The sequence below is a fragment of the Flavobacterium sp. genome (assembly GCF_035299245.1).
GTDB lineage: Bacteria > Bacteroidota > Bacteroidia > Flavobacteriales > Flavobacteriaceae > Flavobacterium.
The window spans coordinates 15,674-39,300 of the sequence record NZ_DATGWY010000008.1 but is presented as its reverse complement, the minus strand read 5'-3'; the positions used below and the strand labels follow the sequence as shown (position 1 = coordinate 39,300).

Annotated in this window: 20 protein-coding genes; 9 read left to right on the top strand and 11 right to left on the bottom strand. The window is 35.1% G+C overall.

Annotated elements, in window-relative coordinates:
- The first annotated feature begins 118 nt into the window (after window positions 1-118).
- The gene (locus VK161_RS05920; protein ID WP_324213841.1) at window positions 119-790 is read left to right on the top strand and encodes a DedA family protein; all 672 of its coding nucleotides are present in this window, start codon (window positions 119-121) and stop codon (window positions 788-790) included.
- Here the strand turns inward: VK161_RS05920 and VK161_RS05915 are convergent, their stop codons facing one another.
- The 10 genes from VK161_RS05915 to miaB all read right to left on the bottom strand — a co-directional run bounded on the left by VK161_RS05915 (window position 791) and on the right by miaB (window position 11,019).
- The gene (locus tag VK161_RS05915) at window positions 791-3,181 is read right to left on the bottom strand and encodes a hypothetical protein (protein WP_324213840.1); all 2,391 of its coding nucleotides are present in this window, start codon (window positions 3,179-3,181) and stop codon (window positions 791-793) included.
- Between the two features lie 103 nt (window positions 3,182-3,284).
- Window positions 3,285-4,916 (bottom strand): chaperonin GroEL, encoded by a 1,632-nt coding sequence (gene groL, locus VK161_RS05910; protein WP_324213839.1) that lies wholly within the window; start codon window positions 4,914-4,916, stop codon window positions 3,285-3,287.
- A 40-nt stretch (window positions 4,917-4,956) separates the two neighbouring features.
- Complete coding sequence (locus VK161_RS05905; protein WP_324213838.1) at window positions 4,957-5,307, bottom strand: four helix bundle protein; 351 nt, start codon at window positions 5,305-5,307, stop codon at window positions 4,957-4,959.
- 36 nt (window positions 5,308-5,343) lie between these two features.
- Window positions 5,344-5,619: a co-chaperone GroES gene (locus tag VK161_RS05900; protein WP_324213837.1), complete on the bottom strand. Its 276-nt coding sequence runs from the start codon at window positions 5,617-5,619 to the stop codon at window positions 5,344-5,346.
- A 293-nt stretch (window positions 5,620-5,912) separates the two neighbouring features.
- A complete protein-coding gene (gene secG / locus VK161_RS05895) occupies window positions 5,913-6,257 on the bottom strand; it encodes a preprotein translocase subunit SecG (protein WP_324213836.1) in 345 nt (114 codons plus the stop codon).
- 4 nt (window positions 6,258-6,261) lie between these two features.
- Window positions 6,262-7,122, bottom strand: a complete 861-nt coding sequence (locus tag VK161_RS05890) for a tetratricopeptide repeat protein (protein WP_324213835.1) — start codon at window positions 7,120-7,122, stop codon at window positions 6,262-6,264.
- 61 nt (window positions 7,123-7,183) lie between these two features.
- Window positions 7,184-7,696, bottom strand: coding sequence for an LptE family protein (locus VK161_RS05885; protein WP_324213834.1), 513 nt, complete (start codon window positions 7,694-7,696; stop codon window positions 7,184-7,186).
- Window positions 7,697-7,746: 50 nt separating this feature from the next.
- Window positions 7,747-9,003 (bottom strand): sigma-54 dependent transcriptional regulator, encoded by a 1,257-nt coding sequence (locus VK161_RS05880; RefSeq protein ID WP_324213833.1) that lies wholly within the window; start codon window positions 9,001-9,003, stop codon window positions 7,747-7,749.
- A 35-nt stretch (window positions 9,004-9,038) separates the two neighbouring features.
- Window positions 9,039-9,557, bottom strand: a complete 519-nt coding sequence (locus tag VK161_RS05875; protein WP_324213832.1) for a YcxB family protein — start codon at window positions 9,555-9,557, stop codon at window positions 9,039-9,041.
- 7 nt (window positions 9,558-9,564) lie between these two features.
- A complete protein-coding gene (gene miaB / locus VK161_RS05870) occupies window positions 9,565-11,019 on the bottom strand; it encodes a tRNA (N6-isopentenyl adenosine(37)-C2)-methylthiotransferase MiaB (RefSeq protein ID WP_324213831.1) in 1,455 nt (484 codons plus the stop codon).
- A 471-nt stretch (window positions 11,020-11,490) separates the two neighbouring features.
- On the opposite strand from miaB, the gene topA reads away from it, so the two are divergent.
- The 7 genes from topA to VK161_RS05835 all read left to right on the top strand — a co-directional run bounded on the left by topA (window position 11,491) and on the right by VK161_RS05835 (window position 21,224).
- Window positions 11,491-13,992 (top strand): type I DNA topoisomerase, encoded by a 2,502-nt coding sequence (gene topA, locus VK161_RS05865; protein WP_324213830.1) that lies wholly within the window; start codon window positions 11,491-11,493, stop codon window positions 13,990-13,992.
- A 3-nt stretch (window positions 13,993-13,995) separates the two neighbouring features.
- Window positions 13,996-15,147 (top strand): formimidoylglutamase, encoded by a 1,152-nt coding sequence (locus tag VK161_RS05860; RefSeq protein ID WP_324213829.1) that lies wholly within the window; start codon window positions 13,996-13,998, stop codon window positions 15,145-15,147.
- 257 nt (window positions 15,148-15,404) lie between these two features.
- On the top strand, window positions 15,405-16,820 hold the full coding sequence (gene gldK, locus VK161_RS05855; protein WP_324213828.1) for a gliding motility lipoprotein GldK: 1,416 nt from the start codon (window positions 15,405-15,407) through the stop codon (window positions 16,818-16,820).
- A 59-nt stretch (window positions 16,821-16,879) separates the two neighbouring features.
- Window positions 16,880-17,527, top strand: a complete 648-nt coding sequence (gene gldL, locus VK161_RS05850) for a gliding motility protein GldL (protein WP_324213827.1) — start codon at window positions 16,880-16,882, stop codon at window positions 17,525-17,527.
- A 52-nt stretch (window positions 17,528-17,579) separates the two neighbouring features.
- Window positions 17,580-19,115, top strand: coding sequence for a gliding motility protein GldM (gene gldM, locus VK161_RS05845; protein WP_324213826.1), 1,536 nt, complete (start codon window positions 17,580-17,582; stop codon window positions 19,113-19,115).
- A gap of 51 nt (window positions 19,116-19,166) precedes the next feature.
- Window positions 19,167-20,081: a gliding motility protein GldN gene (gldN, locus tag VK161_RS05840; protein ID WP_324213825.1), complete on the top strand. Its 915-nt coding sequence runs from the start codon at window positions 19,167-19,169 to the stop codon at window positions 20,079-20,081.
- Window positions 20,082-20,147: 66 nt separating this feature from the next.
- Window positions 20,148-21,224 (top strand): FAD-dependent oxidoreductase, encoded by a 1,077-nt coding sequence (locus VK161_RS05835; protein ID WP_324213824.1) that lies wholly within the window; start codon window positions 20,148-20,150, stop codon window positions 21,222-21,224.
- Here the strand turns inward: VK161_RS05835 and VK161_RS05830 are convergent.
- A complete protein-coding gene (locus VK161_RS05830) occupies window positions 21,178-21,564 on the bottom strand; it encodes a DUF983 domain-containing protein (protein ID WP_324213823.1) in 387 nt (128 codons plus the stop codon). The genes VK161_RS05835 and VK161_RS05830 overlap by 47 nt on opposite strands.
- Before the next feature lie 66 nt (window positions 21,565-21,630).
- Between VK161_RS05830 and VK161_RS05825 the strand changes: the two genes are divergently transcribed.
- Window positions 21,631-23,541: an ABC-F family ATP-binding cassette domain-containing protein gene (locus VK161_RS05825; RefSeq protein WP_324213822.1), complete on the top strand. Its 1,911-nt coding sequence runs from the start codon at window positions 21,631-21,633 to the stop codon at window positions 23,539-23,541.
- Window positions 23,542-23,627: the final 86 nt, after the last annotated feature.

The window sequence follows — 23,627 nt, the reverse complement described above, 5'->3', positions numbered from 1 at the left end:
TTAAGTCAAAAAACAAGTAAAGGTTACCAAATCCAAGAAATTATAATTACTTTCACGCTCTCGATTTTAAAGTCGGAAAACAAACAAACAAAACTCATATTTTACACCCCAAAAGTGCATGGAACATTTCGATTGGAAGCAACTGTTTAATCCTGAATTTTATATATTATTACAAGTAGGAGGCGTAAAGATTGGTCTTTATGTAGTTTTATTTATTGTATTTGCTGAAACAGGTTTGTTGGCTGGGTTTTTTCTGCCGGGTGATAGTTTGCTTTTTCTTTGCGGAATATACAGTCAATTACTAATGCAGGATTTCTCAACGGGAAGTGATTTTGTTGATGTTACTTTTTTAGCCACTCTTGTAGCTGCAATGGGAATTCTAGGAAACATGGCTGGTTATTGGTTTGGAAAGAAAAGTGGCACGTATTTGTTCAAAAGAGAAGATAGTTTTTTCTTCAAAAAGAAATATTTATTTCAGTCGAAAGATTTTTTTGATAAATACGGTAATAGAGCAGTAGTATTTGCCCGTTTTTTACCAATTGTTAGAACCTTCGCTCCAGTGATTGCTGGAATTGTAGAAATGGACAGAAAGCGTTTTATGTTTTATAATGTTTTGGGTTCATTCTTATGGTCTTTTACCATGATTTTTGCAGGTCATTATTTATATGAATTGTTTTTGAATTCATTTGGGATTGACTTAAAACACTACATTGAATACATTGTAATCGGAATTATTTTAGTGACTACCATTCCGGTTTTGATGAAAATATTGAAAAAGAGAAGTGTTTAATCATTTTAGTTCGACTTCTTTTTCTTCAGAAATAAGTTTACCGTCGTTAGAAAAACCATCAATTACGACTTTGGTTTTTACATGATTTTTGTTTGTGATGGCTATTTTTACATTGCCATTTTCATCAGTTAAAACCCAAGGAAGCCAATAGATTAGTCCAAAATTTTCAAAACCTGTTGAGTACTCACTTAGGTATTCTGCATTTTCAAAAGGAGTTATTGTTTTAAATCCTCCACTAATTACTTTTGGTTTTTGTACCGTTTTGGAAGAAGAGAAATCAGTTGCTTTGCGGTATAATTTTATAATACCTAAATTGTTGTTCATTGAAGGAACAATGGCGTTAGAGCTAATATAGGCTTCGTCTAGGTCCTCCATTCTCATTCCAGATAATTCTTCAAAGTCCATCAATTGCCTCCCATCTATATAGACTACAGGAGTTGTGTAGGGAACTCCATTTAGAGAATTTCGAGTTCTTCCGGTAATAGAGACGGCACCCACTCTTTTAGAGACATTGAAACCATTTTGTTCAATAAAATCCAATACTCCCATATTAGGAGAAATTGTTACTCCAATTTTGTAACCGCGCAAATAAGAATTACCTATTTGGTTTTGTCTTTTGAGAACATTTATCTCTTTTTTCAATTCAACTTCTTTAAGCAAAATGGTATTGCTATCAAACCACGGCATCTCAATATCATAAAGAGAATTATTGTCTTTTTTCTCAGGATATACGTAAGGTGTTGGGGTGTAATTTTTATTGAATATTCTGTCTTTATTTACCAACACAATACTGTAAATCATGTCTTTTTTTGTTCGATCAACTTTGCTGATTAAATCACAGTATACATGAAGTGAATCAGTAACGTTGGTGTTTTCAAAGAAGAATTCATTGTTCTCTATTACTTCAGTTGAACTCAGCACATCAGACAAAATGTTTTTAAGTTGAATTCGGTGATTTTTAAAATTAGTCAACCCTTTTACGCTGTTAATAGTACCTTTTATTTGTATGCCACGATCAAATGCAAAGGTTTCTTTAGGTGTAATTTGCTTGATGTTTTCCCAGTCGTATTTGTTTTTTTCTTGGTTCAGTAAAAGTAAATCTATTTCAAATCTTTGGTTTCTATTTATCTCCATGAAATAATTTCTTTTAACAATTATCTTATTGTTTAAATAAGAGTTGAAAATAAAACTGTTCAAAATGTTTTCATTACTAGATAGTTTGGTGCTAATAGGTAAAAAAGAAATGCTAGAACACGCATCCACCCAATTTGAATTAATTGAAAAATCAATAATCTCATTATTTTTTGTACTGATTGTAAAAGCTGATTTTGATTCGTTTGCCACAGGTTTGTATATCAAACGCTCGGCAATTTGGTTTAGGTTTGCATCAATAACACGAATTGAATTCACTCCATTGAACAAATAATCATTGGAAAAAGAAAGTTCTTTTATTGTGCTTTTTTCATTCAATTTGAGGTCAATTATATTTGACTTTTCATTTTGTTGAATGACGATGAATAGAGGAGTGTTTCTAATGGCTTCTTCATATTCAATATTGTATTTTAGTTTGACAATAGTTTTATCATCTATTGTATAATTGTTGATTTCTAGGCTTATTCCGTTTGTAGTTGAATTCGGTAAAGAATATTCCCATTTTGAATCGTTGTAGTTAACAACTGCTTTGCAATTTTCATTATCTGGGATATGAACAAATTTCGCCATTCCGAATGAGTTGGTCACAAAAGATTTTAAAGTTTGATTCTTGCTGTCTAGAATTTCTACTGTTAAATTCGGAATCTCTTTTCCGTTGATGTCGGTTGCTTTTACACCTATAGAGTTGAGTACATTGCTAATTAATTTTCCGCCTTCAGGGAAGAAGGCTAAATTTATTTTTGCAGGGTTTATGGATTCTAATAATGGGATGGTTTTATCATTAAATTGTTTAATTTTTATTCGCTGTACAAATGATTCATCTTCAATGAAATTATTCATCCAATTGGTGTAAAATTGCAAGTAATAATAACCTGATTTATACTTCGAATTTAGTTTGATTTTTCCTGAAAAAACTCCGTTCATGCAATACAATAGTTGGCTGTCAATTTTTTTCCCTGAATCGTCAAAAATTTGTAAATAAACGTTTGTAGTTGTGTAAAAAGGCAAGTTGAGTTTTTTGTTGTATACATATCCTTTAAACCAAATAGACTCGTTGGTGAAGAATATAGTTTTATCCAATTGAACGTGAATGTTTTCGCGTTCCATTTTGAAATAGTTTTCAAATGCCGAAGTTATTTTTTCCTTTGTGGTCAAATTTGACTGACCGTTTGCATCGAAAAATAGGATTTGAAAAAAAATAATAAGAATAAAGGCGTTTAATTGGGTGCGGTTTGGCATAAATAAATGATTAAGAATGAATCAAATGTAATAAAGATTTTGAATAAAATAAAAATCCGTTCTAAAAACTAGAACGGATTTTTTACTATTTGGAATTTATTTATTACATCATTCCAGGCATTCCGCCACCCATTGGCATTCCGCCACCAGCGTTTTCTTCTTTAATTTCAACCAAAGCACACTCAGTAGTAAGAATCATTCCCGCTACAGAAGCTGCGTTTTCTAATGCAACTCGAGTTACTTTTTTAGGATCGATGATACCCGCTTTGAGCATGTCAACGTATTCATCAGTTTTGGCATTATAACCAAAATCACCTTTACCTTCTGCCACTTTCGCAACTACAACCGAACCTTCTAAACCTGCGTTTTCAACGATGGTTCTTAACGGAGATTCAACAGCGCGAGCTACAATTTGGATTCCGGTTGCTTCGTCTGCATTGTCTGCTTTTAATTTATCTAAAACCGATTTAGCACGTAATAAAGCAACGCCACCACCAGCAACTATTCCTTCTTCAACGGCTGCACGAGTCGCGTGTAATGCATCATCAACACGGTCTTTTTTCTCTTTCATCTCTACTTCAGAAGCAGCTCCAACGTATAAAACAGCAACTCCACCAGCCAATTTAGCTAGACGTTCTTGTAGTTTTTCGCGGTCGTAATCAGAAGTAGTTGTTTCCATTTGACCTTTAATTTGATTCACTCTATTTTTGATTAAATCGGCATTTCCAGCGCCGTTTACAATAGTAGTGTTGTCTTTATCGATGGCTATTTTTTCGGCTGTTCCTAACATTTCTAAAGTAGCATTTTCTAAAGTATAGCCACTTTCTTCTGCTATAACCGTTCCGCCAGTCAAAATGGCGATGTCTTCTAACATTGCTTTTCTGCGGTCGCCAAAACCAGGTGCTTTTACAGCAGCAATTTTTAAGGCACCGCGTAATTTGTTCACTACCAAAGTAGATAAAGCTTCCCCATCAACATCTTCAGCGATGATTAATAATGGTTTTCCGGATTGAGCTACGGGTTCTAAAACAGGAAGTAATTCTTTTAATGAAGATACTTTTTTGTCGTACAAAAGAATGTAAGGATTTTCCAATTCTACATTCATTTTTTCGGGGTTGGTTACAAAATAAGGCGATAAATAACCGCGGTCAAATTGCATTCCTTCCACCACATCAACATAAGTGTCAGTTCCTTTGGCTTCTTCCACAGTGATCACACCTTCTTTACCTACTTTTCCGAAAGCAGTGGCAATTAAATCACCAATTACTTCGTCGTTGTTGGCTGAGATAGAGGCTACTTGTTTGATTTTTTCAGAAGATGAACCTACTTCTTTGGCTTGTTTGCCTAAATCGGTAACAATAGCTTCTACGGCTTTGTCGATTCCGCGTTTTAAGTCCATTGGATTAGCGCCAGCTGCTACGTTTTTCAATCCTTCTTTGACGATGGCTTGAGCTAAAACAGTAGCAGTTGTAGTTCCGTCACCCGCCAAATCATTGGTTTTTGACGCCACTTCTTTTACCATTTGCGCACCCATATTTTCTAATGGATCTTTCAATTCAATTTCCTTTGCAACGGTAACACCGTCTTTAGTAACATTCGGTCCACCAAATGATTTTCCGATGATTACATTACGACCTTTGGGTCCGAGAGTTACTTTTACTGCATTTGCTAATGCGTCAACGCCGCGTTTTAAACCGTCGCGTGCTTCAATGTCGAATTTTATATCTTTTGCCATTTTAATTTTATGCTTTATGCTGTAAGCTTTACGCTTCAAGCTAGTTTAACTTTTCTTTTAATTTGTATATTTTACTTTTGATTGTGTTAATTTTAGAATCTAAGTCTGAAAATTGTTCTTCAGAAATATAATTTAAATCTTTAGGCAGAATTAAAAGGTATTCTGTTTCATTTGCTGAACCTAGGGCAATATTTAAAAATTGATTAAATTCTTTGTCGCTATTTCTTCCACAACCTTCACTAATGTTGGTTGGTATTGAAGAAACCGCTCTTCTAATTTGACTACTTAGGCCATAAATTTCTTCTTTTGGAAATAGAGAAGTTATTTTATAAATCTCTAAAGTAAGAAGATGACTTAATTGCCAAATATCATATTTTTTGAAATCTCTCATGTTGCTTATTGCCTAAGGCTTACTGCTTATTGCAAATTAAATAATCGCTAAAATATCATCTTCGCGCATGATGAGGTAATCTTTCCCGTCAAATTTTAAATCGGTTCCAGCGTATTTTCCGTACAGTACAGTGTCGCCCACTTTTACGGTTAATGGTTCGTCTTTTTTACCATTTCCTACAGCAACAACAGTTCCTTTTTGCGGTTTTTCTTTAGCAGTGTCAGGAATGATTATTCCAGATGCTGTTTGAGTTTCGGCCGCTGCGGGCTCGATAATCACTCTGTCTGAAAGAGGTTTGATGTTTAATGCCATAATGTATATTTTTAATTAATTAAATTTTTTAGGTTGCTTTTGGTTAGTCAGAAATTGTGCCAATGCATTAAAACTGACAATTTTTCAGTTGTATTTGGTTTGGGATGGTTGCAAAAGGGATGGCATTTCTATTTTTAGCCCCGATTGTAGAGAAAATACCTTTGTTAAAGTTGGAAACTTTGACAAAGGTATTGAAGCGAAAAGCGGGAAAATGGATTGCTGAAAAAGCCCAAGCCATTTGCTTCAAAAAAAAATCCCGATTGCTCGGGACTTTCATTTATAGTATTTAAAAATTATTTCTTTTCTGGAGTTGCTGGTGTTTTAGCAGGAGTCGCAGGAGCAGTAGTTTCTTTTTTAGGAGCAACTGTTTCTGCTTCGTCGATTGTTTTTAGTTTGTTATCGTTCAAATCTCCAGAGAAACTTAAGCTCGATAATAAAACTAATAAAATTAATATTCCACCTAATGTCCATGTGCTTTTATCTAAAAAGTCGGTTGTTTTTTGAACTCCACCCAACATTTGAGATCCTCCAAATGAAGAAGATAATCCTCCACCTTTAGGATTTTGAACCATTATTACGATGATTAATAAGAAGCAAACGATTGTTATTAATACTAAAAAGATTGAAAATGTACTCATTGTTTTAACTATTATTTTGTTGTAATTTATTTATTTCTGAAATACGGTCTGCAAAGAAACTACTTTTTTCTGGATATTTCAAAATTAATATTTCATAGGCTTGAATCGCGCGTGAATATTTTTTTTGTTCAAGGTAAACTCTTGCTAAAGTTTCTGTCATTAAATAGGACTTGTCTTCTATAGTTGGCTGTGGAATAGGAGCAACATCGTCTTTTGATATGGGCGGAATTTTTGGATTGGTTTCTAAAAATTTATCAATGAGTTCCAGTTTTTTCTTTTTGTCAAAATCTTCGAGGCTTTGATTTTCAACTGTATTTCGGTCAATGGGTTTGAAACGAGAGAGTTGTAGCCATTCTTGAAACGAGTGTTTTTCATTGACTGAAAAATCCAAAGGTTTTCCAATTTCTAGCTTGGTTTCGCTGAGTTCGGCTTCGTTTGAGATGGTTTTACTGTCTTCATCGGGTTGATCCGATTCTTTTATGGACGATAAAATGGATTGTTCTAATGCATTTGGTTGAGTTGAGACTTCATTTTCATGGTTGATTCCATCTATTACTTCGCTACCAATTACATTAATGTTAAGCAATTCGGCTAGTTTTTGTTCGTAATATCCGTTTTGAACTGTGGTAAAAGAAGGAGAAGTGATGAAGTCAAAAAGTACACTTCGATCGGTGGTGTACGCTGCAGCCACTTTTAATGCGTAATTGTAAATGAAACTATTTTGGTTGTAAAGGTGTTTCAATCGCAACACACGTGCACTTTGGAAATAAGGAAATTCTTCGACTACTTTCTCTAACGAAGCATGGTGACGCTCGTTCATGGCGTCGGGTTTGTTGATGAGATAGGTGTAGTCGGTGAGGTTCATTTAAATTTTAGACTTTAAACTTCAGATTGATGTTATATAACTGTAAACTGAGACTTTTTAATTACCATTTAGCGAGTGATTCGTTGAAAATGTCTTGAGTGATTCTTTCGAATATAATTGATAAAGCAGTTGTTAATTGTCCGCCGGTTAATTGTTCGGTTCCAGGATAATCGTAGTAGAACGAGAATCGTTTTTCAAAATCGTCTTTTTCTTTGTTCTTATTGGTAAATCGAACGTTTACGCTTACGGTAAGTCTACTTTGTGCCGCCAATTGATCGGCAGTTGCGGTCATTGGAGTTACTCGATATTCTACAATTTCACCATCGTATAATAAATCACCATCCGAAGAAACCAAGTTCAAATTGGTTTGATTTTGGATGATTTTTTGAAGTTCCAAAGTGAAAGTTCGCTCAATTCCGGGCTCAACCAAATCGGCAGTATTTTGAAAATAATTGACTTGAAATGTTTTAGTTTTGGGATCCATTGGTCCAGCAGTTGTGAATCCGTATTTGACACTGCAACTGTTGAACGTTAGTGCTACAATTAATAGTAGGATGTATTTTATTTTATTCATTTATAATTAAAGTGTTCAAACTGAGGTTTTGAGATTAGCGAAAGTACTAATTACAAATCAAACTGTTTAATTTTTCGGTATAAAGTTCGTTCTGAAATTCCTAATTCGTCGGCAGCTGCTTTTCGTTTTCCTTTGTTTCTGTCGAGTGCTTTTTTGATGAGTTCGATTTCTTTTTGCTCCAGTTTGAGTACTTCTTCTTCCTCAACGGTTTCGGCAAAAAGATAGTTCGAATCGTCTCCATCGTCGTCAAATTCTTCTTGTTCTACTTCGTTATTAGTCGGAATCATTTCCATACGCGGTTCTTCTTCAAAAAAGGCATTTTCTTCGGTTTTTCCGTATACTTTCTGAATCAAACTCGGGTTAATGTCTTGCACTTTGGTGCCGTTTTTCATTAATTCTAAAGTCAGTTTTTTCAGGTCGTTCAAGTCGCTTTTCATGTCAAAAAGCACTTTGTATAAAATGTCTCTTTCGGTCGAAAAATCATCGTTCTTTTTATCTTTAATAACACTTGGCAGATGACTTCCATCTTGCGGTAAATACGACATCAACGTTTGCAACGAAATTTCTCTTTTGGTTTCTAATACCGAAATTTGTTCCGCAGCATTTCGCAATTGTCGAATGTTTCCGCTCCAGCGGTAACTCAATAGGTATTTTACGGCATCATCATCCAACTTAATGGCTGGCATTTTGTATTTATGAGCAAAATCAGAGGCAAATTTTCGGAATAATAAATGAATGTCTTCTTTTCTGTCGCGTAACGGTGGAAGTGCAATTTCAACAGTACTCAAACGATAGTATAAATCTTCTCTGAATTTACCTTTTTCAATCGCATCAAACATATTCACATTGGTTGCCGCCACAATACGCACGTTGGTTTTTTGTACTTGCGATGAACCTACTTTGATGAATTCACCGTTTTCCAATACACGCAACAATCGTACTTGAGTAGTTAGTGGTAATTCGCCCACTTCATCCAAAAAAATAGTTCCGCCATCAGCCACTTCAAAATAACCATCACGAGCACCAGTTGCGCCCGTAAACGAACCTTTTTCATGGCCAAAAAGCTCACTATCAATGGTTCCTTCCGGAATTGCACCACAGTTGACAGCAATGTATTTACCGTGTTTTCGGTGCGAAAGAGAGTGAATAATTTTCGGAATACTTTCTTTACCCACACCACTTTCTCCTACAACCAACACCGATATGTCAGTAGGAGCAACCTGGATGGCTTTTTCTACCGCACGATTGAGCTTCGGATCGTTTCCGATGATTTCAAATCGTTGTTTTATATTTTGAACTGATTCCATTATTAATTTTTAAAGTTGAAAATAGCTTGGCCTATTTACTTTAATGATTTTTTTATTGTTAATGACTTAAAAAGCTCTTTTAAATCCTTGAATTCATCTCCATTTAAATCTTTTTTTACGATTACTTTGGCTTGATTACTTTGTATGTATATGAGAAACCATTTTTTTGTTTCAACTACTTTTTTAATATCCTTCCAAAAGTATTTAATGTCAAATGATTCACCAATTTCTTGGAAAAAATCTTTGTTGTACTTTATTATTATATCTTCTTTTAACCTTGGGCTTGCCAATGCCTTTTTTGTTTTTATATAGGTTAAAAAAATAACAAGAGCAGGCCAAATTATAAAAATCAGATAAGTAGGATCTAAAAGCGAAAAAAGGTCACTAGTGCCTTCCAATATTCCTAAAATTAATATAGCTAAAACGGATAGTATCATCAGACCAAAGAAAACCATTAACAGAGTATATAATGGATGTCTTGCTGTTATGTATAAACTAACTTTAAAATATTCTTTCAGTTCATACTTTGGCTTTATAGTGATTTCTTTTTCCATATATTTATTAGTTGGATTGCATGTCACTATACCCAACCGCTTCGCCAATCAAAGTGGCAGTTGTACAGTCGTTCACTTTTACCAAAACGTAATCGCCAACTTTATAATTCTCTTTAGGGAAAACGGTAACCACATTTTCAGAGTTTCTTCCTGACCAATGAGCATTTGATTTTTTTGATTCTTTTTCAATCAAAATTTCAACCGTTTGATCTAAGAAACGTTTGGTTCTTTTTTCGCTTAAAATTTGTTGCAAATCAACTATTTCTTGTAATCGTCTTTTCTTTACTTCTTCCGGAACGTCGTCTTCCATTTTTCGAGCCGCCAATGTTCCTGGTCGTTCCGAATAGGCAAACATGTATCCAAAGTCGTATTCTACATATTCCATCAGCGATAATGTATCTTGATGATCTTCTTCGGTTTCAGTTGGAAATCCACTAATCATGTCTTGCGAAATCGAGCAATCCGGAATGATACGTTTAATTTTATCAATCAACTCCATGTATTCTTCACGCGTGTGCTGACGGTTCATTTCTTTTAAAACACGTGTGCTTCCGCTTTGAACCGGTAAGTGAATGTAGTTACAAACGTTGTGGTATTTCGCAATTACATGCAATACTTCTTCGTGCATGTCTTGCGGATTTGAAGTTGAAAAACGAAAACGCATCTTCGGAAACTGAATGGCACATAGTTCTAGTAATTGAGCAAAATCAACTGCTGTTGCTTTTTGCATTTCCGTAGCTTTGTCAAAATCTTTTTTCAATCCGCCGCCGTACCAAAGGTAACTGTCAACGTTTTGACCTAACAAACACACTTCTTTAAACCCTTTGTTCCACAAATCTTGAATTTCTTCCATGATGCTTTGTGGCTCACGACTGCGCTCTCGTCCGCGGGTAAAAGGCACTACGCAAAACGTACACATATTATCACAACCTCGCGTAATCGAAACAAAAGCATTTACACCATTACTGTTCAAACGAACCGGCGCAATGTCGCCATAGGTTTCTTCTTTCGAGAGAATTACGTTAATTGCATCTCGACCTTCTTCTACCTCTTTTAATAAATTGGGTAAGTCTTTGTACGCATCCGGTCCAACTACCATGTCCACAATTTTTTCTTGCTCCAAGAATTGGTCTTTCAAACGCTCGGCCATACAGCCCAAAACGCCCACTTTCATACTCGGATTGATGCTGCGTTTTACCGCGTTGTATTTTTCCAAACGCTTGCGAATGGTTTGTTCGGCTTTATCGCGAATCGAACACGTATTTACTAACACCAAATCGGCTTCTTCAAGATTTTGTGTGGTATTGTAACCTTGTTCGGTCAAGATGGAAGCTACAATTTCGCTATCACTAAAATTCATAGCGCAACCGTAACTTTCTATAAAAAGTTTTTTTGTGTTTTCTGCCTTTTCTTCTAAAATAAGACTTGTTCCTTGCTTTTTTTCGTCAATTTCTTTTTCCATGTAACTAATTTCGATTTAATCGGATTGCAAAGATAATACTAAATTGTAAAATATGACAAGATGGCAGATGATGTTTAACAAATAAATAAGATTGCATTTTCAGTTGTCATTTCATTTTATTCATTTATTTGGAAGCTATTCCCGCTTTTTACTACAAGTCCTCACCAAAAAAATCAAAGTTTCTAATGCTGTAAAACAGCTTCCTTTGGTCGCTTTTTTACACCAAGTAACTTTTGCTTTTTTGGCTCCGGGCTTTCCGTTACAATCGGGGCTAAGAAGTGCATCAAATCAAATTTATTTTTAAATACAAATACAGTAAGATGTACTCTAAATGTTTGATAAAAATCAGACATCAATAAGTTAAATAGGCGCTATTTTTTTCTCAAAAACCCAAAATTTAAAAAAAACATCTACTTTTGCCACGTGAGACTCTAGGGTTGATCCTTCAAAATAAAACAAAAAAAATCCCAAATGGCAAAGAATTTAGTAATCGTTGAGTCACCCGCAAAGGCAAAAACTATCGAGAAATTTCTTGGTTCTGATTATCAAGTTGAATCGAGTTATGGCCACATTGCCGACTTACCGTCGAAAGAAATAGGAGTTGATGTTGAAAACGGATTTAAACCCAAATACGAAGTTTCTGCCGATAAAAAGGCATTGGTCACAAAATTAAAAGGATTAGCTAAAAATGCCGAAATGGTTTGGTTGGCTTCCGATGAAGACCGCGAAGGAGAAGCGATTTCTTGGCATCTTTCAGAAGAATTAAAATTAGACCCAAACAAAACCAAACGCATCGTTTTTCACGAAATTACCAAAACTGCCATTCAAAAAGCGATTGAAAATCCACGCGGAATCGATTATAACTTGGTAAATGCGCAACAAGCACGAAGAGTTTTAGACCGATTGGTAGGTTACGAATTGTCGCCCGTTTTGTGGAAAAAAGTAAAAGGCGGTTTGTCTGCGGGAAGAGTGCAATCGGTTTCCGTTCGATTAATAGTAGAACGCGAAAGAGAGATTCAGAATTTCAACGCTGATGCATCTTATAGTGTTACTGCCGAGTTTACCAATGAAGCCGGAAAATCATTCAAAGCAAAATTACCAAAGAACTTCGCTACCAAAAAAGAAGCAGAAGATTTCTTAACTAAAAATATTGGTTCTACCTATAAAGTAGGTGATCTAGAAACCAAGCCAACAAAAAAATCACCAGCAGCACCATTTACAACGTCTACTTTACAACAAGAAGCCGCACGTAAATTGTATTTACCTGTTGGAATCACTATGCAAATCGCACAACGTTTATACGAAGCCGGACTCATTACGTACATGAGAACCGATAGTGTAAATCTTTCGCAAGAAGCAATGGCTGCAGCTCAAGCTGAAATTACAAGTTATTACGGAAAAGAATTCAGTAAACCGAGAAGTTTTAATACCAAATCAAAAGGCGCTCAAGAAGCACACGAAGCCATTCGTCCGACCGATATGTCGCGTCATACAGTAAATGTGGAGCGTGATCAAGCTCGTTTATATGAATTAATTTGGAAAAGAACGTTGGCTTCTCAAATGAGTGATGCTGAATTGGAGCGAACTAATGTTAAAATTGAAGCTAATAATTACAGTGAAACATTTTCAGCAACGGGTGAAGTAATCAAATTTGAAGGTTTCTTAAAAGTATATCTTGAAGGAAGTGATGATGACGATGAAGAACAAGAAGGAATGTTGCCGGCGCTTCGTGTTAATGAAAAGCTGACCAACAATTACATTACTGCTACTGAACGTTTTTCACGTCCACCAAGTCGTTATACTGAAGCTTCATTAGTTAAAAAATTAGAAGAATTAGGAATTGGACGTCCTTCAACCTACGCGCCAACCATTTCTACTATCATTGCCAGAACGTATGTTGAAAAAGGAAATTTTGAAGGTCAGGAAAGGAAATACAATCAACTTACACTAAAGAATTCTGAAGTAAAATCACAAATTCTATCAGAAAATGTGGGTTCGGATAAAGGTAAATTGGTTCCAACTGATATCGGAATTATTGTAAATGACTTTTTGGTTAAGAATTTCGAAACCATTTTGGATTATAATTTTACTGCCAAAGTAGAGCAAGATTTTGACGAGATAGCCGAAGGAAATGTGGATTGGGCAAAAATGATGAACGATTTCTACAATCATTTCCATCCTAATGTAATTAATGTAGAGAAAAATGCTGAAAGAGAAAGTGGTGAACGTATATTAGGGAAAGATCCGAAAACTGGTAAACAAGTTTCGGTTCGATTAGGTAAATTTGGTCCAATGGCTCAGATTGGAGATATTGATGATGATAATAAACAGTTTGCGAGTTTACGTCAGGACCAAAATATTGGGAGCATTACCTTGGAAGAAGTTTTAAATTTATTTTTACTTCCAAAAGCGATTGGAACTTATAAAGGAGAAGAAATCGAAGTAAATAATGGTCGTTTCGGGCCTTATGTTCGTTTTGGTAAACAATTTATTTCTCTGCCAAAAGGAATGGATCCAATGGATGTAACGATGGATATAGCCCAAGGATTGATTGATGAAAAAACGCAAGCTGATGCTCCAATTGGAACGTATGAAAGTTTGCCAATTCAAAAAGGAGTAGGTCGTTTTGGTCCATTTATAAAGTGGAATGGTATGTTCATCAATGTAAGTAAAAAATACAATTTCGATAGTCTTTCTCAATCGGATTTAAACGAATTGATAGAAGATAAACTTCAAAAAGAAGTTGATAAAGTAATTCACGACTGGAAAGAGGAAGGAATTAAAGTCGAGAAAGCTCGTTGGGGTCGTTCGGTCATTACCAAGGGGAAAATCAAAATCGAACTCAGTAAAGATATTGATGCTTCGAAAATGACTTTAGACCAAGTGAAAGAACTTATTGAGAAAAAAACACCAGCGAAGAAAACTGCTGCAAAGAAAACAGCAGCCAAAAAAACGACTGCAAAAAAGAAGTAATAAATGGAATTTGATTTTTTAGAACCCGTTTCTCAAGAAATTATCGACTTTGTAGATCAATTATCTACCCAACATCTAGGCAGTAAAGTGGTCTTTCATACACAAGCTGATTTTCCCGATATTAATCAGGTTAGAATTGGTATTGTTGGAGTTCTTGAAAATAGAGGAGATTCCACAAGTTACTCAGATACAGACTTAAATTATATACGCAAAGAATTTTATTCGTTGTTTCCTGGAAATTGGGAAATTACTATTGCCGATTTAGGTGATGTTTTGTCTGGTAATTCATTAGATGATACTTATTTTGCGGTTCAAAGTATTGTTTCAAGTTTAATTAAGAAAAAAATCATACCTATTATTATAGGAGGAACTCAGGATTTAACTTATGCTGTGTATAGAGCGTATGATAAGTTGGAGCAAATGGTTAATTTAGTTTCGATAGATAGCAAGTTTGATATTGGTAAACAAGAAGAGGTTATTACTAAAGATTCCTATTTGTCGAAAATTATTATTGAAGAGCCAAACAATCTATTCAATTACAGTAATATTGGTTATCAAACTTATTTTAATTCTCAAGAAGAAATTGATTTAATTGAAAAATTGTATTTTGATGCCTATCGATTGGGTGAAGTTTGTAATAATATAACTGTTGCAGAACCTGTTTTTAGAGATGCAGATATAGTTAGTATCGATATGACTTCGGTTAAATCGTCAGATTCAGGATATAGTAAGAAGTTTATACCGAATGGTTTCAATGGAAAGGAAATATGTTCACTTTCACGTTATGCAGGAATCAGTGACAAAGTTTCTTGTTTGGGAGTTTTCAATCATAATGATACTGAAGGAGAATCAGTGTTGATTTCACAAATTCTTTGGTATTTTATAGAAGGGGTTCATTTTAGATCAAATGAGTATCCGTTTGGGTCAAAAAAAGACTATATAAAGTATATTGTTACATTTGAAGATGATGAGATAGTGTTCTATAAAAGCAATAAAACAGAGCGTTGGTGGATAGAAATACCTTTTTTTACAAATGTTAACAATAAATTAAAAAAGAATACGTTATTACCGTGCACCCATGAGGATTATCTAGCTGCATGTAATCACGAGTTTCCAGAAAGATGGTGGAAGGCGCAAAGGAAAAATATTTTATAGGGTCTTTGAAATGCAAAAAAAGACATAAAATGTAAATTTTAGATTACAAAAAATAACAAAAAATGCATTTCATCGATTTTTTAAGCTTTTTATCGAGAAAATATTTTTATCGAAATAATTAATATTGTAGTTTTGAATCGTCAAATTGTAGTTTTGAATCGACAAAATTAAATTTTAAACATTTTTAATTGTTTTTTTCAAAAATTATAAATAGGTTTACGGCCTTAAAAATAGTATATAAAATTAACCCAAATTATATGAAGAAGATCATCGCATTTGCATCTGTTTTAACTCTATTAATAAGTTGTGGAAAATCCAGCGACAAAGGTGAATTAGTAGGTGTTAAAGGAAAAAAATGGCATCCAGAAAAACCATATGGAATGACATTAGTTCCAGGTGGAGCATTTATCATGGGTAAATCAGATGATGATTTAGCTAATGTACAAGATGCGCCTACCAAAACGGTAACAGTTAGATCATTTTATATGGATGAAACTGAAATTACCAATAGTGAGTATCGTCAGTTTGTTGAATGGGTGAAAGATTCTACTATTCGTGTTAGATTGGCTATTCTTGCTGATGAAGTTGGTGTAAAACCAGGATCAGGAGGAAAAGGAGGCAAAGGTAAAACTTCAGGAAGTATTGGAGACTTTGCTTTTGCAGATCAAGATCCTGAAAAAATGACTCCTTATGACAAGTACATGTATGAAAACTACTATAGTGTTGGTACGGATGATGATCAATTTGCGGGTCGTAGATTGAATAAAAAAGTAAAATTAATTACGGATACAAAAAAATACCCAGATGAGTATTACGTTGAAGTAATGGATTCAATGTATCTGCCTGCTGCTGAAGCATACAATGGTTTGAGAACTATTGATGTGAAAAAACTTAAATTCAGATATTCTTGGATGGATATTCAAGCTGCAGCTAAAGCTAAAGTTGGAAAAAGAAGTAAGTTCATAAAAACGGAACAACAAGAAGTTTATCCTGATACAACAGTTTGGATTAAAGATTTTGCTTATTCATACAACGAGCCAATGCACAATGATTATTTTTGGCATCAGGCTTATGGTGACTATCCTGTAGTTGGTGTGAGTTGGAAACAAGCTAAGGCGTTTTGTGCTTGGAGAACTCTAAACAAAAACACTTACATTAAGTCTAAGAAAAAAGGAAGAGATTTGATTAATTCATTCCGTCTTCCAACTGAAGCGGAGTGGGAATATGCTGCTCGAGGTGGTTTAGAATCTGCAACGTATCCTTGGGGTGGTCCATACACTAAAAATGACAGAGGTTGTTTTATGGCTAACTTTAAGCCAAACCGTGGAGATTATGCTGCTGATCAAGCTCTTTATACTGTAGAAGCTAAATCTTTTGAGCCAAACGGATATAACTTATATAATATGGCAGGAAACGTAGCTGAGTGGACTGATTCGTCTTATGATCCGGCTTCATATGAATATGTTTCTACAATGAATCCAAATGTGCCTGATACATCTAACAAACGTAAAGTAGTTAGAGGTGGATCTTGGAAAGATGTTTCTTACTATTTGCAAGTTGGAACTAGAGATTTTGAATATCAAGATACAGCTAGAAGTTACATTGGTTTCCGTACGGTTCAAGATTACATGGGAACACAAACTACAGGTAACGGTAAACGTGTAAAACTTTAAATTTTAAAAATTAACTAACTTTAATTATATTAACTTAACTAACTAAAATTTTTTTTATTATGGCATTATTATCACCAAAACTAATGAACTTTGCCTACGGTATGGGCGCAGCGGTTGTAATCATTGGAGCTTTATTTAAAATTGCTCACTTTGAACTAGGACCATTAACAGGAACTGTAATGTTAACTATTGGTCTTTTAACAGAGGCTGCTATCTTTGCTTTATCAGCTTTTGAAGCGCCACCAGCAGAACTTGATTGGTCTCTTGTATATCCAGAATTAGCAAGTGGTGAGGCTAAGCCAAAAACTGCTAAAAAAGAAGATCCTAAAGAGGCTCAAGGTTTATTATCTCAAAAATTAGACAACTTACTTAAAGAAGCTAAAATTGACAGTTCTTTAATGGAAAGTTTAGGAAATAGTATTAGAAATTTTGAAGGTGCTGCTAAATCAATATCTCCAACTGTAGATGCTATGGCAGGTCAAAAGAAATACGCAGAAGAAATGAGCAAAGCTGCAACTCAAATGGAGGCTTTAAACGGTTTATACCAAGCTCAATTACAAAGTGCTGAAAGAAACGCTCAAATCAACAATGAGGTTGCTGAAAACAACTTAAAATTAAAAGACCAAATGCAGTCTTTAACTTCTAACTTGTCTACATTAAACAATGTATATGGTGGAATGCTTTCTGCAATGAGTAACAAAGGATAATTAGTTTTAAACTAAAATTTAATTAAATTAACTCAAAAACTAATTAGAAAAAATGGCAGGAGGAAAATTAACCCCTAGACAGAAGATGATTAACCTGATGTACTTGGTTTTCATCGCAATGTTGGCAATGAATATGTCAAAAGAAGTTCTTTCGGCTTTTGGCTTGATGAATGAAAGATTTGAAGGAGCAACAAACACAGCTAAGACTACAAATGAGTCTATGTTGCAGGCTTTAGATACAAAAGCATCTGAAGCAAAAGGAGAATTTATTGCTGCTGCAGCAACGGCTCACAAAGTTGAAGCGGCTTCGAAAAAATTCTATGATTTCATCGGGACACTTAAATCAGAAGTTTTGAAAGGTGTTGAAATGGAAGACGGAAAATTGCCTTATGAATCTATGGATAAGGCTGATAACCTTGATCACAGTTGGTTTACAGGTGATGGTTACACGAAAAGAGGTAAAGAGGTTATAGCTGCAATTCAAGCATATACATCTGAAATGAAAGCGGCTTTGTCTGACAGAAAATATGCGCCAATTTTGAATGAAGTAAATGCAAAATTTGATTTGTCAGATGTTAAGAACAAAGAAGGTATCAAAGTTGAATTTTTGGATTACCACTTTAAAGGTTTCCCTGCAATTGCTTCTTTAGCTAAATTGTCAGCATGGCAAAATGACGTTAAAAAAGCGGAGTCTGATGTAATTAGTTCTGCTTTAGGAAAAGCGGCTGTTAGTGAGGCTTCATATAGCAAGTTTCAAGCTATTGTTGCTTTAGATAAAAATGTTTATTTCCAAGGTGAACCTGTAACAGGTAAAGTAGTACTTGGTAAGTATGATCCAAATGCTAATTTCACAGGTTTCCAAGGTCCAGGTAGATTAGAGAATGGTCAAGCTGTTATCTCTACTACTGCAGGTGCCGTAGGTGAGCAAACTTTATCAGGTTCATTCAACTTTATTGAAGGAGGTAAGCCAATTAAGTTACCTTTCCAAGGGAAATACGTTGTTGTACCTAGACCAAATTCAGCAAATATATCCGCAGACAAAATGAATGTTGTGTATCGTGGATTACCAAACCCAATGACAATTTCTTTCGCTGGTATTGGAGATAATAATGTTACAGCTTCTGCACCCGGTTTATCTCCAGCAGGAGCAAAAGGTAAGTATAACCTTAGTCCTGGTGCAGGAACAGAGGTAACAGTTACAGCTACTGGTAGAATGACAGATGGTAAGACAGTTTCAGATAAGAGAGTGTTTAGAATTAAAAACATTCCGGCTCCTCAAGGTGCTATCGGTGGTACAACAGGTGTTCAAAAAGGTGCTAAGTCTCGTTTAGAAGCTTCTACTATTTCTGCTGTTTTGCCTGATTTCCTATATGATTTGCAATTTCAAGTTACACAGTTCGTTTTGAAAGTTCCTGGACAGGCTTCTATTGTTGTAAATGGAAATAAAGTTGATGGTAGATGTAGAGCTGCATTAGCAAGAGCTAAAGCTGGTGATCAAATTACTATCTCAGATATTAAATCAAAAGTTGTTGGTTCAGGACAAATTGACGTTAAGACTGCTGCACCAGCAATTTACGAAATACAATAAAAATTTAGGTTTTTCGTTATCGATATAACTTAAATAACAAATAATAATAATATGAAATTGAAAAACCTTTTATTAGTTGTTTTTAGTGTCTTAGGAGCGTATAGTTCTTTTGCACAATCTAATTTGTTGAACGCAAAAACACCAGCTGAGATTGGTAAGAAGACAGCGGCTCAATTAGAATCTGATAACGACAAACCGCTTCCTTATGGTTATGTTCATGACAGAGATGTACTTATGGGTAAAACCATGTGGGAAGTAATCGATTTAGATGAGCGTATTAATTTTCCTTTGTATTATCCAGTAGATACTGCTTTTGTTGGAAAAGAAAGAAGATCATTGTTTCAAGTGCTTTTGAATGGAATCAAAGAGGGTAAGATTACTGAGGTTTATGGTGATGACTATTTTAATTCAAAAAGAACGTTGAAAGATATTGAATCAGTTTTTAAATATATTGATACAACTGATGCTGGTAAAGATGAGATTAATAATTATTACGAAGACTACAAATCAGGTGCAAAAGTTTTATCTCAAGAGTTTATCAATGTTACAGATTTAACTGCCAAAGATGTTTCAGGATACAAAATAAAAGGTTTTTGGTATTTTGACAAACGTCAAAGTGAATTGAAATATCGTTTGCTTGCTATTTGTCCAATTGCAACAGAAGCTAGAGATAAAGCTAAAGGTAATACAGATGCAATCGAATTGTTTTGGGTATATTTCCCTGCAATAAGAGACGTATTGCACGAAGCCAAGTCGTTCAATGATAAAAACTCGGCGATGCCAATTTCATTTGATCACTTATTAAATTCAAGGCGTTTTAATGGAGTGATTTACAAAGAGGAAAATGTTTACGGTGACAGAACCATTCAGGATTACATGAAAGAAAATGCTCAAATGCAATTATTAGAATCTGAAAGAGTAAAAGAGAAGATTCGTAATTTCGAGCAAGACATGTGGAACTACTAATATTTAGTTTTCAAAATATAAAAAACTCTTACCTTTGGTGAGAGTTTTTTTTTGCTCCATTTTATTATGTACGATTATATTATTGTTGGTTCAGGATTGGGTGGGATTTGTTTTGCAGAAACTGCTTTGTCTAATGGAATGCAGATTGTTGTTTTCAATGATGATTCGCAAAAAGCTTCGTATGTTGCTGCAGGTTTGTACAATCCTGTTATTCTAAAACGATTTACTGAAGTTTGGCAATCCAAAGAACAGCTCAAGTTGTTAGATGAATTTTATTCACAATTGGAACAAAAACTTAATGTTAAATTTGATATTAAAATTCCGCTACTTCGAAAATACTTTTCAATTGAAGAACAAAATAATTGGTTTACTGCTTCCGATAAACTCGGTTTGACCGATTATCTCTCAACTACCATTGTAAATAAAAAGTACAGTTCTATTGATTCGCCTTATGGTTATGGTGAAGTTTTGCGAACTGGCTATGTTGACACCAAGTTGCTAATCGATTCTTACATCAACTACCTTTCAAAAAACAATTCCTATGTAAAAGAAACATTCAAGCACAGCGAAATTATTTTCCATGATGACTTTGTTCAGTATAAAGACATCAAAGCACGACACATTGTCTTCGCAGAAGGCTTTGGAATGCTTTTAAATCCATTTTTCAATTCATTGCCGCTTGACGGAGCTAAAGGTGAATTATTGCTTATTAAAGCGCCTAATTTGGATTTGGATGTTATTATTAAAACTTCCATTTTTGTATTGCCTGTAGGAAACGATTTGTACAAAGTGGGTGCAACTTACAATTGGACGGACAAAACGAATACACCTACTAAAGAAGGAAAAGATGAATTACTAAAAGAACTCCGTGATCTTATTCAATGTGATTTTGAAGTACTCGACCATTATGCTGGTGTTCGTCCAACTGTAAAAGACAGAAAACCTATGCTCGGAACTCATCCAATACATAAAAATTTACACCTACTCAACGGTTTGGGTACACGTGGTGTTATGTTGGCTCCATCAATGGCTAAAATGTTATTTGAACATATAGAGCATCAGGTTGAACTCGATTCTTATGTCAACATCAATCGATTTAAGAATGGTTTTTCCAATCTTTATCAAAATGAACAAAAAGATTGATGTATATGTTTCTAGAAAGTCTTGCAATAACTGGCATTAATGCTATTAATCCTGCAACAATTGTAATGAAAGAAACGGGTAAACTCGTTTGTAGAAAATAATGAGTAATCACAAAAAATGCAACTCCAAACGCAATCGAAACAGCATAACTCACATACATGGCACCATAAAAAAACGACGGTTCAATTTTATATACGGTTCCACAATGACTGCATTTTTCATGCATTTTGTATAAAGTCTTCAGTTGGTATGGGTTTTTTTCCACATACATACTTTCTTCTTGACATTTAGGACAACTTCCTGTTAAAATACTATTTATTACGGTTCCTTTTTTTAACATTTGCAAAAATTTTCTACAAAGGTAATCTTTAAGGAAGTTTCTAATGTAACAATTGTCACAAATTCTATGCTTAATATTCATAATTTATCGGTTTCTTTTGGTGGTACGTATCTTTTTGAAGAAGTAACTTTCAGGCTCGGCGCTGGCGATAGAGTAGGTCTCGTTGGAAAAAACGGAGCTGGAAAATCAACCATGCTTAAAATTTTAGCAGGCGATTTTAAACCCGATTCAGGTCAAATAGCAACTGAAAAAGAAGTCAAAATGGGTTTTCTTCGCCAAGACATCGATTTTGAACACGGCCGAACCGTACTCGAAGAAGCTTATGAAGCCTTCACCGAAATCAAAGCCGTTGAAAAAAAATTAGAGCAAATCAACCATCTTTTAGTCACTCGTACTGATTACGAAAGTGAAGAATACAACCAAATCATCGAAGATTTATCCGAATACACCCATCGTTTCGAATTACTCGGCGGTTACAATTATGTAGGTGATACCGAAAAAATCCTACTCGGTTTAGGTTTCAAACGTGAAGTATTCAACGATCAAACCGATACCTTTTCGGGTGGATGGCGCATGCGTATCGAATTGGCAAAATTATTATTACAAAGCAACGATATTCTTTTGCTCGATGAGCCAACCAACCACTTGGACATCGAAAGTATCATTTGGCTCGAAAGTTTTTTACGCAATTTCCCTGGTGTTGTAGTTATTGTTTCGCACGATAAAATGTTCCTTGATAACGTCACTAATCGCACCATCGAAATTTCCCTCGGAAAAGCCTATGATTTCAATAAACCGTACTCTCAATACTTAGAATTACGTCACGAAATCCGCGAAAAACAACTCGCTACCCAAAAAAACCAGCAAAAGAAAATCGAAGAAACCGAGAAGCTAATCGAGAAATTCCGTGCCAAAGCCAGCAAAGCTTCGATGGCGCAATCGCTCATCAAAAAGCTCGATAAAGTGGAGCGCATCGAAGTCGACGAAGACGATAATTCGGTCATGAACATCTCGTTTCCCGTTTCAAAAGTTCCAGGAAAAGTGGTCATCGAAGCCGAAAATGTAACTAAAGCTTACGGCGATAAAGTCATCCTTAAAGATATTTCTCTTCTAGTCGAACGCGGAAGCAAAATCGCTTTTGTCGGTCAGAACGGTCAAGGGAAATCCACATTCATTAAAGCCATAGTCAACGAATTCGAATTCCAAGGCGAAATCAAACTCGGTCACAACGTTCAAGTCGGTTATTTTGCTCAAAATCAAGCGGAATATCTAGACGGCGAAATCACATTGCTCGAAACCATGGAAAACGCCGCAACCGATACCAATCGTTCCAAAGTGCGCGATATGTTAGGTTCGTTTCTCTTCCGTGGTGACGATGTTGAGAAAAAAGTGAAAGTGCTTTCGGGTGGCGAACGCAATCGTTTGGCTTTGTGTAAATTATTGTTGCAACCCATCAACGTTTTGGTGATGGACGAACCTACCAATCACCTTGATATTAAGTCGAAAAACGTACTCAAAGCAGCACTTCAAAAGTACGAAGGAACATTGCTTTTAGTGTCGCACGACCGTGATTTCCTACAAGGAATGTCCAACATTGTATACGAATTCAAAGACCAAAAAATCAAAGAATATTTGGGCGATATCAACTTCTTCCTCGAACAGCGTAATCTCGAAAACATGCGCGAAGTAGAGAAAAAAGACGTTGTCAAAGAAGAAGCCAAAACCAATACCAACAACAAACTATCGTACGAAGATCAAAAGAAAAACAAGTCGTTACAAAACCGTCTGAGCAAAATTGAAAGCCAAATTCAACAACTCGAAAAAGACATTCAAAACGACGACAAAGCCTTGGCTTCCAACTACGACAAACACATCGAAGACGCCAATTTCTTCATCGCCTACAACAAAAAGAAATCCGAGTTGGATAAACTGCTCGAAGAATGGGAAGTCGTGCAAGGCGAGATTGATAATTTGTAGCCAATCCCGCTTTCCGCTCCAAGTTTTTATTCAAAAAGCAACAATTTAATAGGGTTTCAAGAGCTTCCTTTGGTCGCTTTGAAACC

What these genes read in the sequence shown, in the direction of transcription:
- VK161_RS05920 (WP_324213841.1), top strand. Translation starts at nt 119, where the DNA reads ATGGAACATTTCGATTGGAAGCAACTGTTTAATCCTGAATTTTATATA.
- VK161_RS05915 (WP_324213840.1), bottom strand. Translation starts at nt 3,181, where the DNA reads ATGCCAAACCGCACCCAATTAAACGCCTTTATTCTTATTATTTTTTTT.
- groL (WP_324213839.1), bottom strand. Translation starts at nt 4,916, where the DNA reads ATGGCAAAAGATATAAAATTCGACATTGAAGCACGCGACGGTTTAAAA.
- VK161_RS05905 (WP_324213838.1), bottom strand. Translation starts at nt 5,307, where the DNA reads ATGAGAGATTTCAAAAAATATGATATTTGGCAATTAAGTCATCTTCTT.
- VK161_RS05900 (WP_324213837.1), bottom strand. Translation starts at nt 5,619, where the DNA reads ATGGCATTAAACATCAAACCTCTTTCAGACAGAGTGATTATCGAGCCC.
- secG (WP_324213836.1), bottom strand. Translation starts at nt 6,257, where the DNA reads ATGAGTACATTTTCAATCTTTTTAGTATTAATAACAATCGTTTGCTTC.
- VK161_RS05890 (WP_324213835.1), bottom strand. Translation starts at nt 7,122, where the DNA reads ATGAACCTCACCGACTACACCTATCTCATCAACAAACCCGACGCCATG.
- VK161_RS05885 (WP_324213834.1), bottom strand. Translation starts at nt 7,696, where the DNA reads ATGAATAAAATAAAATACATCCTACTATTAATTGTAGCACTAACGTTC.
- VK161_RS05880 (WP_324213833.1), bottom strand. Translation starts at nt 9,003, where the DNA reads ATGGAATCAGTTCAAAATATAAAACAACGATTTGAAATCATCGGAAAC.
- VK161_RS05875 (WP_324213832.1), bottom strand. Translation starts at nt 9,557, where the DNA reads ATGGAAAAAGAAATCACTATAAAGCCAAAGTATGAACTGAAAGAATAT.
- miaB (WP_324213831.1), bottom strand. Translation starts at nt 11,019, where the DNA reads ATGGAAAAAGAAATTGACGAAAAAAAGCAAGGAACAAGTCTTATTTTA.
- topA (WP_324213830.1), top strand. Translation starts at nt 11,491, where the DNA reads ATGGCAAAGAATTTAGTAATCGTTGAGTCACCCGCAAAGGCAAAAACT.
- VK161_RS05860 (WP_324213829.1), top strand. Translation starts at nt 13,996, where the DNA reads ATGGAATTTGATTTTTTAGAACCCGTTTCTCAAGAAATTATCGACTTT.
- gldK (WP_324213828.1), top strand. Translation starts at nt 15,405, where the DNA reads ATGAAGAAGATCATCGCATTTGCATCTGTTTTAACTCTATTAATAAGT.
- gldL (WP_324213827.1), top strand. Translation starts at nt 16,880, where the DNA reads ATGGCATTATTATCACCAAAACTAATGAACTTTGCCTACGGTATGGGC.
- gldM (WP_324213826.1), top strand. Translation starts at nt 17,580, where the DNA reads ATGGCAGGAGGAAAATTAACCCCTAGACAGAAGATGATTAACCTGATG.
- gldN (WP_324213825.1), top strand. Translation starts at nt 19,167, where the DNA reads ATGAAATTGAAAAACCTTTTATTAGTTGTTTTTAGTGTCTTAGGAGCG.
- VK161_RS05835 (WP_324213824.1), top strand. Translation starts at nt 20,148, where the DNA reads ATGTACGATTATATTATTGTTGGTTCAGGATTGGGTGGGATTTGTTTT.
- VK161_RS05830 (WP_324213823.1), bottom strand. Translation starts at nt 21,564, where the DNA reads ATGTTAAAAAAAGGAACCGTAATAAATAGTATTTTAACAGGAAGTTGT.
- VK161_RS05825 (WP_324213822.1), top strand. Translation starts at nt 21,631, where the DNA reads ATGCTTAATATTCATAATTTATCGGTTTCTTTTGGTGGTACGTATCTT.